The following is a 14,917-nucleotide window of genomic DNA, read 5'->3' as shown; positions in this document are numbered from 1 at the left end:
TTCACTTAATCCCAGAAACCACCATGAATTCCCTAACGAAACTTCTGAAAAACCATACGCTGAAATTTACCTTCGTGAGCGCCCTGGCCCTGTCGTCCTGCGACCAGGGATTCGAAGAAATGAACACGAATCCCTACGCCTTCACAGAACCGGTAATCAGTAGTTTATTTTCCAATAGCCTGATCAAAACCGCCGGCGATGGTGACAATAACACACTCTATGCCAACTCCAAACTGTCTGGCTGTTTCGTGCAGTACTTTTCCTCGCTGAATCCCTGGCAGTGGACCGGCGACAAATACCTCTACAAACAGGAGTACAACAAAGGGCTTTTCGAAACGGCCTACAGCAGCGAACTGAAAGAAACCGCCCAGATTATCGACCTGGTAAAAGACAAGCCGGAGCTTTCCAACTACCTCGCTGTGGCCCGCATCTGGCGGGTGTACATCCTGCACCGCGTCACAGATATGTACGGCGACATTCCGTATACGCAGGCGGGTCAGGGTTACATTGGGGCGATGTACAAGCCGGGTTACGACAGCCAATCGGACATTTACCCCATGATGCTGAAGGAGCTCGAAGAAACCGCCCTGGCGCTGGACGCGGCCAAAACCACCTTCGGGAACGCCGATTTTATTTACAAAGGCGACGTAACCAAATGGAAACGGTTTGCCTATTCGCTGATGCTCCGGCTCGGAATGCGGCTCACCAAAGTAGATCCGGCGCTGGCCGAAACCTGGGTCAAAAAAGCCATTGCGGGCGGGGTTATGCAAAGCAATGCCGACATTGCCAAGCTAGATCACACGGGTGGTTCGGCCAACAACTGGAACGTGGACGCCTATCTGTTGCAGGGCGGTGAAGGGGTGCCCCCTTCAGCACAGGGCAAAGGCTATTCCAAGCTGAGCAAAACGTTTATCGATTACCTGAAAGCAACCAAAGACCCCCGGCTGCCCTTCTACGCCACGCTCTGGCAGGGCAACGCCGACGCGTCGAAACTGCCGCAAACCACGGCCCCGGAAGTGCAGAAAGGCTTGCCCAGCGGGTATGATTACACAACGATCAAAACGCTGATTCCGAACTGGACCGACAACATGCAGGCCGAATACTCCGAAATCAATATCCACACCATTGCCAGTTTATCAACGCCGACGATGTTCCAGTCATACGCCGAAGTGTCGCTCCTGCTGGCCGAAGCAGCCCTGCGGGGCTGGAGTACCGACGACGTAAAAACCCGCTACGAAAATGCCGTCCGGGCATCGATGGAATCCGAAACGCTGTATCCGGGCGGCATGAGCATTTCACCGGCCACCATTACCGCCTACCTGACCGCCAACCCGTTCACCGGGGGTAGCTTTGAGAAGCAGATGGAGCAGATTCACAACCAGTTCTGGGTGTCGATGTTCATGACCAACGTGGAAGCCTACGCCAACTGGCGCCGGACCGGCTATCCCAAACTGACGCCCACCAACTACACAGGCAACGAAACCGGCGGCACCATTCCCCGGCGGTTGCGCTACCCCGAATCAGAAGCCAGCCTGAACACCGATGCCTACAATGCCGCCGTGCAGAAACAAGGCCCGGATTTGTTCACGACCCGCGTCTGGTGGGACAAGTAATTGATCTCCCGCCCGCCCGTTCATTGGTCAGTATTCACGAGGATACTGACCTTTTTTTTAGCTAGTTTTGAACCGTTGTTAGCTTTTACCATTGCTACCCGCCCGAACCCATGAAACCGTTCCTGCTGCTGATTTTGCTCGGTGTTTTTGCCCAATCGGCTTTGGCCCAAACCCTTCCTTCAAAGGTTTATTCCTGGAACAAAGCGCCGGTTGTCAAATACACAGGCTACGAAGACCGGACACTGGTAGAAGGCACCACGCGGGATTTCAACGACTTCAGCGTCCACGGCATCACACTTTTTGCCGACCAGCCGGAGCTACCCACCCAAATCGTGGACGACGAAATTCTGGTGATTGTCAAGGAAGGTGAGTTAACGGTCACGCTGGGCGAGAAAACCAAAACGCTGGGACCCGGCAGCGTGGTGCTGGTGATGCCCGGCGATGCGCACCGGTTTGCCAACAAAAGCCGTAAATCCGTTACGTACTTCGTTATGCGCTATACCTCCAAGGAAGTGCCGGACCTGGACCTGACCCAACTGGCGGGCCAGTCGTTTTGGGTGGACTGGAAAGAGGTGCCCTACAAACCCCACGACAAAGGCGGTATCCGGCGCATTTTCGACCAGGCGACGGTCATGTGCAAACGCTTCGAAATGCACGTCACGACGCTGAATCCGGGCCTGTGGAGCCACCCACCCCACACGCACCGGGCCGCTGAAATCCTGCTCCTGATCGAAAATACGGCCCAGGAAAGCATCGACGGTGTGCTGCATCCGGCGGAAGTCGGCGACATTATTTTCCTGGAAGCCAACGTACCCCACGGCATTCAGAACACCGGTTCCAAACCGTGTACCTACTTTGCGTTTCAGTTCGAGTAGCGGCTTTTGCTCAGCCCCGCGTCAACTTCCGCAGCACCGCGACGCTTTGCTCCAGCTCGGTTTCCGTACTCGACGCAAACCCCAGACGCGTGCTGTTGAGCCATTGTCCGGGTGGGTTATGGGCCAATCCATCGGCAAACGTCAGCCCTTCCCGGCGGGCCTTCCCGGCTAGTTGGTTTAAGTCAAACTGCCGGTCAAAACGCGCCCATACGGCCAGCCCGCCCTCCGGTTTGGCAAATTGCACCACGTCCGGCAACTCCTCTTTCAATAAGGAACAGAAATGCTGACACCGCGCTTCGTAGGTGAGATGCGCCTTTTTCAGATGCCGTCGCAGATCGCCGTTGCGAAACAACTGCCCTACCGCAAATTCGAGCATCGTGTCACCCTGCCGGTCGATGATCCGGCGCAGACGAGCCAGTTCGTCAATGACGGTTTCCGGGGCCACCACGTACCCAATCCGAAAAGCCGGTGCCACCGACTTCGACAGCGAGCCGACGTAAATCACCATGTTGTGCGGATCGGCGCTGGCCAGCGGCAGAATGGGTCGGCGGAGGTAATGAAATTCATAATCATAATCGTCTTCCAGAATCACAAAACCGTACTGCTGACTCAGTTGCAGGAGCCGCAGTCGGCGGTCGGGCGGCATCGTTACCGTGGTCGGATAATGGTGGTGGGGCGTCACATACACCAGCCGAACGGGCCGATGCCGACAAAGTTCGGCCAGGGCTTCCACATCCAAACCGTGCCCATCAACCGCGACGGTCAGCAGGTCGGCGCCGGTTTGCAGGAAATTCATGTTCGCGCCCGACCAGTTGGTTTCACCCACCACGGCGGTCTGGCCCGGTTCCAGCAGCAGCGTACTCGCCAGATGAATGCCCATGATGCTGCCCCGCACCACCAGAATATTGTCCGGCGTGGTTCGGAGCGCCCGGGTTTCGTTGAGAAAAACCGATAGTTCTTCGCGCAGCAGCCGGTTGCCTTTCGGGTCGCCATAACCAAAATGCTGCTGCGGATTGCCCCAGCGAAAATACGAGCGGTAGGCCCGGGCCAGTTCGTCCATCGGCGCAATCCGAATATCCGGAAAACCGTCGTCCAGCCGCAAACCGTCGTTCATCAGCAACAGGGGCCGGGCCAGATGCGGCTTTCGAACAAATTGAAAACCGGGTTCACCTCTACCCTTTTGCGAATCAGCCGCTTTCTCAATCGGTTTCGGCAACACCACCGGAAGGTGGCCGGCCACAAACGTACCGCTGCCCGCCCGCGCTTCAAGCCAGCCTTCCGCCAGCAGTTCGTCGTAAGCCGCAATGACGGTTTTTCGGTGAAGCCGGAGCAGTTCGGCTAGCTGGCGCGTACCCGGCAATTTCTGTCCCGTTGGCAATAGGCCCTCGCTAATCAGTTGCCGGATTTGCCCGGCCAGTTGCAAAAACACCGCCATTTCGGCCGATTTATCAAGAACGATCAGGGATTTAAACGGAAGCATACCGGACTACGGGTTTTTCAAAAACTGGACGATTTGACTAGTCCGGCAAAATAGCACTTTTGTCTTACGAACAGAAACAACAACTACTAAAACCGTCTAGCAACAACCGCCATGCAAACACCACGAACCACGCCCAGCCGTACGGCCAAACGCGCCCATTACGACACCGAATCCATTTATGCTATTCTCGACGAAGCCCTGTTCTGTACCATCAGTTACGCCATCGACGGCCAGCCCTGGTCGCTGCCCACGGCTTTTGCCCGCGACGGCGACCGGCTGCTGATTCACGGTTCGGTGGGCAGTCATTTTATTCGGGAGGTCGAAAAAGGTATTCCGGTTTGCATCTCGGTGACGCTCCTCGACGGGCTGGTGCTGGCTAAATCGGGATTCAGCCACTCGGTCAATTACCGCTCCGTGATTGTTTTTGCCCAGGCCGAAAAAGTGGAGGACTACGACCAGAAAGTCCGGGCGCTGGCCCTGATTACGGACCAACTGATTCCGAACCGCTGGGCGGATTTACGCCCCGAAACCGTCAGCGAGATTCGGAAGACCACGGTATTATCGTTTTCGCTGGACGAAGCCTCCGCCAAAATCCGGACGGGTGGCCCCAACGATGAACCCGAAGACCAGGAACTGCCGATCTGGTCGGGCGTCATTCCGCTCGAAACCGTGCGCCGGGCGGCCATTCCGGATACGTCGAGCCAGTCGCTGCCGTTGCCGGCGTATCTGCGGTAAGCATCGTAAAAATGAGTAGGAATCATCCGTTATCGTGTTTTTTAAAGGTTCCGGCCTTTCGGATCGGATGCCTAAACCGTTGTTACTGATGATCAACCGTCGCGAATTTCTTCACCAAACTCCGTCGCTGCTTGGGCTGCTAATGAGCCTGCCAGCCCTGGCCCAAACCGGTCGGGCGGCTAAAAAATCCATTATTCTGCGGTCGTCGTGGCAGACGGTCAACATCGGCGACATTGGTCATACGCCCGGCGTGATTACGCTGCTGGAGAAGTATCTGCCCGAGGTGGAGGTGCGGCTCTGGCCGTCGAGCGTGGAGAACGGGGTGGCGGAACTACTGCAAAGACGGTTTCCCAACGTACCGATCATTCAGACGCCGGACGAAATCAGCCGGGAGTTCAGCGAATGCAGCTTTCTGCTTCATGGCTCCGGGCCGTCGCTGGTGGCCCGCAACGATGTGAAACGCTGGAGTCAGGATACCGGCAAACCATACGGTATTTACGGCATTACGTTCCCCGGTGTGTATGCGCCGGGTGCAGCCGCCAGTAAGATTAACCCACTGGATATTGACCTGCTCAACAAAGCTCAGTTCACGTTTTTCCGCGACTCGGTTTCGCTCGGCATCGCCAAAGAAGCCGGTATTTCCTGCCCGATTATGGAATTTGCACCGGACGGGGCGTTTGCCGTCGATTTCCGGAACGATCAGGCAGCTACCGATTTTCTAGGTAAAAATGGACTCGAAGAAGGGAAATTTATGTGTGTCATTCCGCGGTCTCGCTTTACGCCGTATTGGGAAATCCCGAGCAAGAAAACGCCGTTCGACCCGGAACGCAACGCCCGCAATGAAGCCATGCGCGAACACGACCACGCGCCCCTGCGGGAAGCGATCATTGCAGTGGTTCGGCAGACGCCGATGAAGATTCTGATTGTGCCGGAAGACGAAACGCAGGTGAAACTCGGCAAGCAGATTTTGCTGGATAAGCTGCCCGATGACGTGAAGAAAAAAGTTGTTTGGCGCGACCGCTACTGGCTCACCGACGAAGCCGTTAGCACGTACATTCGGTCGGCGGGGATGTTTGGGCTGGAAATGCACTCGCCCATCATGTGCGTCGGCCATGGTATTCCGGCCATCGTCTGCCGGTTTTCCGAACAGACCAGTAAAGGCTTTATGTGGCGCGATATTGGCCTGGATGACTGGCTGTTCGACGTGGATAAACCCGACGAAGTGGCCCGCATTGTTCCGGCGGTGCTGGCGATGGCGAAAGACCCGAAAGCGGCCCGGGCCAAAGCCGCCAAAGGCCGGGCGTTCGTAGAAAAACGACAGCGCGAAACGATGGCGGTACTGGCGAAAACGTTGATGGTCTGACCATTACAACTCCTTATTACTTTAAGAAAGCAACCAGTTTTCCGGGTACGGACGCTGTAAACCGCACGTTATCTTCTGAAAATCCGGCGGGCGTTTCCAGCGGAAATACTTCGTAGACGATCAGACCATCCCGCGTAAAAATTTCTTTTTTCAACCGGGTTGATGCACCCTGGCAATTCATAATTTGGACAGCGGGTTTCGTGGCAAGGTGTTCGCTGGGGATGAAATAATAGAGGCTTAACGTCTGCGACCGCCGTTTCGGGTCAAACTTCATGGTAAAAGCCGTTTGGGCTTCCCGGGCTTGGGTAAAGCGTTGGGCTTTCAGTCTTTTGAAATCCGTTTCCTGAATGGATTTCCAGAGTTTCCGTTCAGCTTCCGTCAGGGATTCCTGATAGCCGCCATTCCCGGAAGGTGTCAATAAAGAATGTAGATTTTGGCCGCAGAGCTGATTCGCCGACAGGCATACGCCAAGCGCCGTTAAGACCAGGCAAATTTGTAGTGTTCTCATACCGCTAAAGGTTACACGTATTCTACCTCCTTAAAACTACAAAAGTTTTATATCATTGTTTCTTATATATAAAAATAAAAAAGATGGCCCGGATTATCTTTCCGGGCCATTTACATCTATTAAAAAGCAATCGTGCGCCTATTGCGACAAGGCCGAAGCCGCTGGTTCGTCCAGAAACCAGTGAACCTCGCCTTCCGCAGCCCGAATAAGTTGGGCGGGATGGTTTTCGATGTCCTCCGGGCCGTTCAGCACGGCTTCCACCGCTTCGGCTTTACCTTTTCCGTACACCAGAAACGCCAGACGATGCCCCAGGTTGATCAGCGGGGCCGTCATCGTGATGCGATAGACGTTCTGATCTTCCAGAAAAACGGCTTTTACCGAAACGGACTGGTCGTGCAGAACCGGCGTGTGCGGAAACAGCGAAGCCGTGTGCGAATTGTCACCCAACCCCAACAGAATCAGATCAAACCGAACGTGTTCGGCCTGATACCGGTTCTGAATCGTTTCGGCGTACCGCTGGGCGGCTTCGTCGGGCGGCAGGCTCGTATCGACGGCAAAAATATTTTCGGCCGGAATCCGCAGCGGGTCGAATAGAGCCTTCCTGACCATCAAGGCGTTGTTGTCCGGGTGGTCGGCGGGTACATTCCGTTCGTCGCCAAAAAAGAAATCCACCTTGTCCCAGTCAATCCGGCTGCTGTACTCTGGGGTTGCCAGCAGTTCGTACAGCTTTTTGGGCGAACTACCCCCCGAGAGGGAGACGGAAAACCGTCCGTTGTCGATGATCGATTGCTTCGCGGTTTCGATAAAGAAGTCGGCCAGCGCCACCAGCGTCTGGTCGGCCGTTTCGTGAATATGCAGAATGGGCTCGCTCATCCGTGTTTTCCGTTCATGGGGAGTGTAAACCAGTGAAAACCGTCCTGTGCAATGAGGGCTTCGGCGTTTTCGGGACCCCACGACCCCGCCGAGTAATTCGGGAAGCTCAGGCTTTTTTTGTTGCCCCAGGCGTGCAGGATCGGCATAATCAGTTCCCAGGCGGCTTCTACCTGATCGCTGCGCATAAACAGCGTCTGGTCGCCCAGCATCGTGTCGAGCAGCAGGGTTTCGTAGGCTTCCGGCGGTTTACCGGCGTAGGTGCCGCTGTAATCGAACACCAGGTCCACGGGGTTGAGCGTCATTTCCAGACCGGGCCGTTTGGCCTGCATCTGCAAGCGGATACTCATTTCGGGCTGAATACTGAAAATCAGGCGGTTCTGCTGCCAGTTTTCGGCGGATTCGGCCGGAAAAATCGAATGCGGAACGTTCTTGAACTGAATCGAAATCACCGATGCCGACTGGCTTAGGTGCTTGCCGGTTCGGACATAGAAAGGCACACCCTGCCAGCGCCAGTTATCGACGAAGAACTTCACGGCGGCAAACGTCTCGGTGTTGGATTCCGGGTTTACCTCGGGTTCCTGCCGGTAGCCCGGTACTTCCTTGCCTTCAATCCAGCCGTGGCCGTATTGACCGCGAACTGCCCCGAACCGAATGGCATCGGCATCAAACCGTCGCATCGACCGCAGCACGTCCACCCGGCGGTTGCGGATTTCGTCGGCGTCCAGATTAACCGGTGGTTCCATCGCAATCAGACACAACAATTGCAGAATGTGGTTCTGAATCATGTCGCGCATGGCTCCGGCTCCGTCGTAATAGCCACCCCGGTCTTCGACGCCCAGTTGCTCGGTCACCGAAATCTGGACGTGGTCGATGTAGTTCCGGTTCCAGATCGGTTCGAGCAGCGAGTTGGCAAACCGGAACGCCATGATGTTCTGCACGGTTTCTTTGCCCAGGTAGTGGTCGATCCGGTAAATCTGCTTCTCATCGAAGATGTTCTGCAACTGCGCGTTCAGGGCTTTGGCCGATTCCAGATCGTGCCCAAACGGTTTTTCAATGACAATGCGGGTGCGGTCCAGTCCTTCTGAGGGGCATTTTTTGGCGATGTTCTCGGCAATGATCGGGAAGAAATTGGGGGCCACCGCCAGATAATAAATGAGGTCGGCTTTCTGGTTCCATTCGGCTTCGTACGATTCAATGCGCGAACCCAGTTCCAGATACGTTTTTTCGTTTTTTAAGTCCGAAACCTGGTAGTAAATATTCTTACTGAAGGTTTCCCATTGCTCGGCTTTTGCTTTGCCGCTGCGCGAAAATTTATTGATGCCTTCCAGCAGTTTTTCGCGGAACTGCTCGTCGCTGAGCTGCGTACGACCGGTGCCGATGATCGAAAAATGTTCGGGCATCCAGCCGTCCAGATACAGATTATACAGAGCCGGGGCCAGTTTGCGCCAGGCCAGGTCGCCGGTGCCGCCAAAAATAATGAATACCGTTGGCTGCGGTGTGAGAGTTGATTTCATGGTTTACTAGGTAATGGCATCCAGTGGGTGTGGAAAACGCCTTCTTTACCGATGAGTTCGTAGGTGTGAGCACCAAAATAATCGCGTTGGGCCTGAATCAGGTTCGACGGCATGTTTTCGCTCCGGAACGAATCAAAAAACGTCAGCGAAGCCGCATAAGCCGGAATGGCCAGGCCCGCCGTGATGGCCGAGGTAACCACCGCCCGCATACCGCCCAGGCTCCGCGCCACGTGCTCCCGGATGCATTCGTCGAGCAGCAGGTGTTCCAGACTCGGGGCTTTGGAGTAGGCGTCGAAAATATCATTGAGCAGTTCCGCCCGGATGATACAGCCGCCCCGCCAGATTTTGGCAATTTCGGCCAGATTGAGGGTATACCCGTAGGCGATGGACGAGCGGTACAGCAGGTCCAGCCCCTGCGCGTAGGTCATGACGGTACTGAAATACAGGGCCTCTTCCAGCGACTGTAAAAACTCCTCCTTATCGACGTTCAGGGCTGCCGGTTCGCCACCGTACACGCCCGCAGCCTTGACCCGCAGGACTTTGTACTTCGACAGGTCGCGCATGGCTACCGCCATATCGATGGTCGGAATGGGCACTTCCAGATCCATTGCCACCTGCGAGGTCCACTTGCCGGTTCCTTTCGATTTGGCCTGATCTTTAATCAGATCGAGCAGATACTGCTCCGACCCGTTTTCTTTGAAATTGAAGATGTCGCGCGTTACCTCAACCAGAAACGACTGCAAGCGGCCTTCGTTCCAGCCCTTGAACAGTTGATACATCTCCTGATTGTCAAGCAGTAGCCCTTTGCGCAGCATTTCGTAAGTCTCGGCGATGAGCTGCATCAGACCGTATTCAATACCGTTGTGAACCATCTTGACAAAGTGGCCCGAAGCGCCCGGCCCGATGTAAGTCACGCAGGGTTCGCCGTTTACTTTGGCGGCAATGGCATCGAAGATCGGTTTCAGCGTCAGATACGCCTGTTTATCCCCGCCCGGCATCAGGCTCGGTCCTTTGCGGGCGCCTTCCTCCCCACCCGAAATACCCATCCCGAAAAAGTGCAATCCTTTTTGGTCCAGATACTTATCCCGAATTACGGTATCGGTAAAATGAGAGTTACCACCATCAATGATGATGTCGCCGGATTCGAGCAGCGGCAACAGGTTTTCGATGACGTTATCGACCGGCTTACCGGCGGGTACCAGCATCATAATGGCCCGGGGGGTACTCAGGCTCTGCGTCATGGCGGCCAGGTCGGTGAAGCCTTTCACGGGTTTGCCCTCGCCTTCCTTTTCAAAACCGGCTATCTGATCGGGGTTGATGTCGTAACCGGCCACCGGAATGCCGTGGTCGGCCATGTTGAGCAGCAAATTGCGGCCCATCGTTCCCAGGCCGATCATTCCAAAATTATACTTCGTTTCTGCCATTGAACTCGTGCAAGTTTATCGGTTCTTGATTCAGCTTTTCCAGGATGGCTTTGGTCGCTTCAAACGTTTGATGATGCAGGGCCTGAATGCCCAGTCGGCGGGCGGCCCCCACCAGCATCAGGCGGTCGTCGAAGTACAGACACTCCTCCGGACGCACCTGCGCCAGGCCCATTGCCAGCCGGAAAATACCGGGGTCTGGTTTGCGCATGCCCACTTCGCAGGACGAAATGAAGGCATCGAAACAGCGGTGCAGCTTAAATTTTTTGATGCGGTATTCGTTCAGTTCGCGGCCCTCGTTGTTGATGGACATGATCCGGATGTGCGGGTTGGCTTTTTTCCACTCAACCAGCCATTCCAGTATCTGGGGCAATTCCAGCGACTGCGCAAACATAAACGATTTAAAGTCCTCCCGGGTAAAATCGCGCGGCCTGTTGAAAACGACGGTGTTCAGGTATTCATCAAGCGTGATGCGACCCATCTCGTAGGTATCGAAGATAAAGTCGTGCAACACGTCCATTTCCGAATAGTCGAACCCGAACGTTTCGGCCGCCCGCTGCCGGGATTCGTGCCCCCACCCGTTGGTGAGGAGCACACCCCCGACATCCAGAAAGAGAAATTTGATTGGAGTTAACTCCATAATCAGGCGTGTTCGAGTGCTTTTTTCTGCGTATCGATGGCCGCCAGCAGTTTGTCGTACGGCTTGTTGAATTTATCGATGCCTTCGTCTTCCAGCTTCTGGGTAATTTCGTTGATGTCGATTCCCGCCGTTTTCAGTTTTTCCAGAATCTCGGTCGATTTGTCCAGCTCATTTTCCAGCCGATTTTCGGCCACACCATGATCGCGGAAGGCTTCCAGCGTTTCCATCGGCACGGTATCCACCGTTTCCGGTCCGATCAGTTCCTCAACGTATTTAGTATCCGGAATAGCCGGGTTCTTGCTGCTGGTGCTGGCCCACAACAACCGCTGGGGTTTGGCTCCTTTTTCTTTCAGTTTGGCAAACCGTTCGCTGTTGAACACGCGCTTGTAGATTTCGTAGGCTTTGCGGGCCGACGCAATGGCTACCTGGCCTTTCAGGTCGCCCAGTCCTTTTTCGTCCAGCATCGGGTCCACCATCACGTCGATCCGGCTCAGGAAGAAACTGGCAACCGAAGCAATGTGATCAATCGGCTGACCAGCCGCCACGCGGGCTTCCAGACCCGAAATGTAAGCATCCGTTACAGCTTCGTAGCGATCCAGCCCAAACAGCAGCGTTACGTTGACGTTGATGCCTTCGCTAATGGCGGTCTGGATGGCGGGCAGACCGGGAGCGGTTCCCGGAATCTTGATCATCACGTTTTCGCGGTCCACGGCTTTCCAGAGCTGGCGGGCCTGCTGGATGGTGCCTTCCGTATCCAGCGCCAGATGCGGAGATACTTCCAGACTTACGTAACCGTCGGCACCCCGGACTTCCTCTTCGTAGACGGGTTTAAACAAATCAGCCGCCCGCTGAATGTCGCTGACGGCCAGACCGTAAAATATATCTTCGTTGCTTTTGTCTTCTTTTGCCCCTTTTTTGATGTCCTCATCGTAGTCGGAACTGCTGCTTATGGCTTTCTCGAAAATAGCCGGATTCGACGTAATGCCGCGAACGCCGTCTTCGTCGATCAGTTTTTGCAATTCGCCGGAATCCATGATTTTCCGGTCGATGAAATCAAGCCAGATGCTCTGACCAAACTCGTGAATCTGTTTTACTCGATTGGCTGCCATTGATGTATGGGTTGTAGTTAATGGTTTGAATGGTTGAAAGTCGGGCTGGTTTCCGGTTTGATGGCTAATGAATCAAATCCCTCACTTCTCCAGGTCTATCACCTTGTTTAACCGGCGCAGGTGTCGTTCGGCACCGCTGAACCGGGCTTCCAGGAACGCCTGAACGAACTCTTCGGCCACCCGGTTTCCTGTAATACGTCCGCCGAGGCAAATTAAGTTCATATCATCGTCTTCTACACCCTGATGAGCCGAAAAATGATCGTTAATCAGGGCCGCCCGCACGCCCGGTATCTTGTTGGCAACAATGGCCGCCCCGACGCCACTGCCGCAAACGGCCACGCCCCGCTCGATTTCTTTCCGGGAAACGGCTTTCGCCAGCGGGATAATTTTATCGGGATAGTCGTCCGTGCTTTCGTACGCGTGGGCACCAAAATCAACCACTTCGTGGCCTAAGTTGGTCAGGAACGTGCGCAGCGTTTCTTTCAGTTCGAACCCGCCATGATCGGCGGCAATACCTACTTTCATTGGTTCTTGGTTTATCGTTTGAGGAATGCGGCTTTCGGTGTTCCTGGTCACGCCTTCCGGGGCATTCACCAGTCTCCCGAAAAAACCGGGCGCTGGAATACCGTTAACCAACCAGCTTCCTGACCCGCTTCACGATGTTGTCCACCGTGAAACCGAATTTTTTGAACAGGTCGGCAGCCGGTGCGGATTCGCCAAACGAGGTCATACCCAGAATATCGCCTTCGTCGGTGATGTATTTGTACCAGCCCAGCACCGCCCCGGCTTCCACGGCCAGCCGTTTTTTGACGGCTTTCGGGAAGACTTTTTCCTTATAAGAATCATCCTGCCGGTCGAACAGTTCCCAGGACGGCATACTCACAACCCGGGTGGCAATCGATTCCTTTTTCAGTTCCTCCTGCGCCTGCAATAACAACGAAACTTCCGAACCGGTGCCCATCAGAATCACATCGGGCTCTTTTTCCGAATCGGACAGGATGTAAGCGCCTTTTTCCAGCTCGGTCGCTTTGGTGTATTTTTCCTGATCAATAACCGGCAAACCCTGCCGGGTCAGGATGAGCGCAACGGGTCCGCCCGGGTGCCCGATGGCGACGCGCCAGGCCTGGGCCGTTTCGTTAGCGTCGGCCGGTCGAATGACCACCAGATTCGGGATAGCCCGCAGCGACATAAGGTGTTCGATGGGCTGGTGCGTGGTACCGTCTTCACCCAGGCCGATGCTGTCGTGCGTAAAGATAAAAATAGGGCGGATTTTCATAATTGCCGCCAGCCGTATCGTGGGTCGCATATAATCGGAAAACACCAGGAAGGTGGCCCCGTAGGGTATGATGCCCTTCGAAACCGCCAGCCCGTTCAGGATGGCTCCCATAGCGTGTTCCCGAATCCCGAAATGGAAGATGCGCCCTTCCCGGTTGTCGGCCGTAAACGACTTATAGTTTTTCAGGTCCGTATCCGTCGAGGGCGACAAATCCGCCGAGCCGCCGATCAGGTGCGGCAGGTTGTCGGCAATGGCGTTCAGGACTTTACCCGACGCTTTCCGGGTGGCTATTTTCTCTTCCCCCGCCGGAAAAACCGGTATCTTTTCTTCCCAGCCCTGCGGTAGTTGTCCGTTGCTCACCAACTCGTATTCTTCCGCCAGTTCGGGATATTTAGCCTTGTAAGCCTTATACAGATCATTCCACTGTTCTTCTTTTTTCGCCCGCTCCTTGCCGATTTCGCGGTAATAATGCAGCACATCTTCGGGCACCACGAACGACTGGTCGGGATCAAAACCAAAGTTTTCTTTCACCAGCCGGAGTTCATCCTCTCCCAACGGCGAACCGTGGGCGTCGGCGGTATCGGCCTTGTTGGGGCTTCCGTAGCCGATGTGTGTCCGTACCTTGATCAGCGAGGGGCGGGTGGTTTCTTCCTGCGCGGCTTTGACAGCCTGATACAAGGCTTCCAAGTCGTTGCCGTCCGGAACCACCTGCACGTGCCAGCCGTATGCCTGAAACCGTTGGGCGACGTCTTCCGTAAAGGTCAGATCGGTGCTGCCTTCGATGGAAATGTGGTTGTCGTCGTAGAAATAAATCAGGTTGCCCAGCTTCAGGTGAGCCGCCAGCGAAGCCGCTTCGGAGGTGATGCCTTCCATCATATCGCCGTCGCTGCACAGGGCGTATATTTTATAGTCGAACAACGGAAAATCCGGCTTGTTGTAGCGGGCCGCCAGGTGATACTGCCCAATGGCAAAACCGACGCCGTTGGCAAAACCCTGTCCCAGCGGCCCGGTCGTGATCTCAATGCCCTTCGATAAACCGTATTCGGGGTGGCCGGGCGTCTGGCTGTCCAATTGCCGAAACTGCTTTAAATCGTCCAGGCTCAGGTCGTACCCCGTCAGGTACATGAAACAGTACTGCAACATACACCCGTGCCCCGCCGACAGAATAAAGCGGTCGCGGTTGGGCCAGTCGGGGTTTTGCGGATTGTAATTCAGGGCTTCCGTCCAAAGGATGTGACCAATCGGAGCCGCACCCATTGGTAGGCCAGGGTGGCCGGAATTAGCTTTCTGCACGGCATCGGCCGCCAATACCCGAACGGTATTGATGCTTAACTGCTCAATGGATTGGGTTGTGGTTTTCATTGAAGATGGAGGGAATTGATGATACTCGTGGTACAGTCTTTAGTAAACCCGCGGCCAAAAGGTTTGTTTGTTATCAATGAGTTATAAACGTTATTTCGCCGACGGAGCCGCGGGCGGCAGAGACTCCGCGTAACGCTGATCATTTCGG

13 protein-coding genes are annotated in these 14,917 nt (G+C 55.1%); 4 read left to right on the top strand and 9 right to left on the bottom strand.

Annotation, left to right across the window (positions count from 1 at the left end):
- Window positions 1-23 precede the first annotated feature (23 nt).
- Both LX87_RS09310 and LX87_RS09305 read left to right on the top strand, forming a co-directional pair.
- Window positions 24-1,613 carry a SusD/RagB family nutrient-binding outer membrane lipoprotein gene (locus tag LX87_RS09310; RefSeq protein WP_111627936.1) on the top strand — a complete coding sequence of 530 codons (1,590 nt, stop codon included), beginning with the start codon at window positions 24-26 and terminating at the stop codon, window positions 1,611-1,613.
- A 110-nt stretch (window positions 1,614-1,723) separates the two neighbouring features.
- A complete protein-coding gene (locus LX87_RS09305; protein ID WP_111627935.1) occupies window positions 1,724-2,488 on the top strand; it encodes a cupin domain-containing protein in 765 nt (254 codons plus the stop codon).
- Between the two features lie 10 nt (window positions 2,489-2,498).
- Here the strand turns inward: LX87_RS09305 and LX87_RS09300 are convergent, their stop codons facing one another.
- Complete coding sequence (locus tag LX87_RS09300; RefSeq protein ID WP_111627934.1) at window positions 2,499-3,968, bottom strand: aminotransferase-like domain-containing protein; 1,470 nt, start codon at window positions 3,966-3,968, stop codon at window positions 2,499-2,501.
- 111 nt (window positions 3,969-4,079) lie between these two features.
- Here LX87_RS09300 and LX87_RS09295 point away from each other — a divergent pair, with 111 nt between their 5' ends.
- Window positions 4,080-4,703 carry a pyridoxamine 5'-phosphate oxidase family protein gene (locus LX87_RS09295; RefSeq protein ID WP_111627933.1) on the top strand — a complete coding sequence of 208 codons (624 nt, stop codon included), beginning with the start codon at window positions 4,080-4,082 and terminating at the stop codon, window positions 4,701-4,703.
- A gap of 88 nt (window positions 4,704-4,791) precedes the next feature.
- Complete coding sequence (locus tag LX87_RS09290) at window positions 4,792-6,066, top strand: polysaccharide pyruvyl transferase family protein (protein WP_111628344.1); 1,275 nt, start codon at window positions 4,792-4,794, stop codon at window positions 6,064-6,066.
- Window positions 6,067-6,082: 16 nt separating this feature from the next.
- Here LX87_RS09290 and LX87_RS09285 read toward each other — a convergent pair whose 3' ends face one another.
- From LX87_RS09285 to tkt, 8 genes are all read right to left on the bottom strand, one after another.
- Window positions 6,083-6,574, bottom strand: a complete 492-nt coding sequence (locus tag LX87_RS09285) for a hypothetical protein (protein WP_146624458.1) — start codon at window positions 6,572-6,574, stop codon at window positions 6,083-6,085.
- Window positions 6,575-6,712: 138 nt separating this feature from the next.
- Complete coding sequence (pgl, locus tag LX87_RS09280; RefSeq protein ID WP_111627931.1) at window positions 6,713-7,447, bottom strand: 6-phosphogluconolactonase; 735 nt, start codon at window positions 7,445-7,447, stop codon at window positions 6,713-6,715.
- Window positions 7,444-8,961, bottom strand: a complete 1,518-nt coding sequence (gene zwf, locus LX87_RS09275) for a glucose-6-phosphate dehydrogenase (protein ID WP_111627930.1) — start codon at window positions 8,959-8,961, stop codon at window positions 7,444-7,446. Before zwf ends, pgl begins: the two co-directional genes overlap by 4 nt.
- Entirely contained in the window at window positions 8,958-10,385 is a 1,428-nt protein-coding gene (gene gnd / locus LX87_RS09270) for an NADP-dependent phosphogluconate dehydrogenase (protein WP_111627929.1), read from the bottom strand. The genes zwf and gnd overlap by 4 nt, the downstream gene beginning before the upstream one ends.
- Complete coding sequence (locus LX87_RS09265; protein ID WP_111627928.1) at window positions 10,366-11,022, bottom strand: HAD family hydrolase; 657 nt, start codon at window positions 11,020-11,022, stop codon at window positions 10,366-10,368. Before LX87_RS09265 ends, gnd begins: the two co-directional genes overlap by 20 nt.
- A gap of 2 nt (window positions 11,023-11,024) precedes the next feature.
- The gene (gene tal, locus LX87_RS09260) at window positions 11,025-12,131 is read right to left on the bottom strand and encodes a transaldolase (protein WP_111627927.1); all 1,107 of its coding nucleotides are present in this window, start codon (window positions 12,129-12,131) and stop codon (window positions 11,025-11,027) included.
- A gap of 81 nt (window positions 12,132-12,212) precedes the next feature.
- Window positions 12,213-12,656: an RpiB/LacA/LacB family sugar-phosphate isomerase gene (locus LX87_RS09255; protein WP_111628343.1), complete on the bottom strand. Its 444-nt coding sequence runs from the start codon at window positions 12,654-12,656 to the stop codon at window positions 12,213-12,215.
- Between the two features lie 103 nt (window positions 12,657-12,759).
- Window positions 12,760-14,769, bottom strand: a complete 2,010-nt coding sequence (tkt, locus tag LX87_RS09250) for a transketolase (RefSeq protein WP_111627926.1) — start codon at window positions 14,767-14,769, stop codon at window positions 12,760-12,762.
- Between the last annotated feature and the right edge of the window lie 148 nt (window positions 14,770-14,917).

It is taken from the genome of Larkinella arboricola (assembly GCF_003259745.1).
In the GTDB taxonomy this organism is placed as follows: Bacteria; Bacteroidota; Bacteroidia; order Cytophagales; family Spirosomataceae; genus Larkinella; species Larkinella arboricola.
Note: the sequence above shows the minus strand (reverse complement) of the source record. Positions and strands in the feature narration are given on the sequence as shown.

Coding starts and splice junctions, on each gene's coding strand:
- LX87_RS09310 (WP_111627936.1), top strand. CDS start 24: ATGAATTCCCTAACGAAACTTCTGAAAAACCATACGCTGAAATTTACC.
- LX87_RS09305 (WP_111627935.1), top strand. CDS start 1,724: ATGAAACCGTTCCTGCTGCTGATTTTGCTCGGTGTTTTTGCCCAATCG.
- LX87_RS09300 (WP_111627934.1), bottom strand. CDS start 3,968: ATGCTTCCGTTTAAATCCCTGATCGTTCTTGATAAATCGGCCGAAATG.
- LX87_RS09295 (WP_111627933.1), top strand. CDS start 4,080: ATGCAAACACCACGAACCACGCCCAGCCGTACGGCCAAACGCGCCCAT.
- LX87_RS09290 (WP_111628344.1), top strand. CDS start 4,792: ATGATCAACCGTCGCGAATTTCTTCACCAAACTCCGTCGCTGCTTGGG.
- LX87_RS09285 (WP_146624458.1), bottom strand. CDS start 6,574: ATGAGAACACTACAAATTTGCCTGGTCTTAACGGCGCTTGGCGTATGC.
- pgl (WP_111627931.1), bottom strand. CDS start 7,447: ATGAGCGAGCCCATTCTGCATATTCACGAAACGGCCGACCAGACGCTG.
- zwf (WP_111627930.1), bottom strand. CDS start 8,961: ATGAAATCAACTCTCACACCGCAGCCAACGGTATTCATTATTTTTGGC.
- gnd (WP_111627929.1), bottom strand. CDS start 10,385: ATGGCAGAAACGAAGTATAATTTTGGAATGATCGGCCTGGGAACGATG.
- LX87_RS09265 (WP_111627928.1), bottom strand. CDS start 11,022: ATGGAGTTAACTCCAATCAAATTTCTCTTTCTGGATGTCGGGGGTGTG.
- tal (WP_111627927.1), bottom strand. CDS start 12,131: ATGGCAGCCAATCGAGTAAAACAGATTCACGAGTTTGGTCAGAGCATC.
- LX87_RS09255 (WP_111628343.1), bottom strand. CDS start 12,656: ATGAAAGTAGGTATTGCCGCCGATCATGGCGGGTTCGAACTGAAAGAA.
- tkt (WP_111627926.1), bottom strand. CDS start 14,769: ATGAAAACCACAACCCAATCCATTGAGCAGTTAAGCATCAATACCGTT.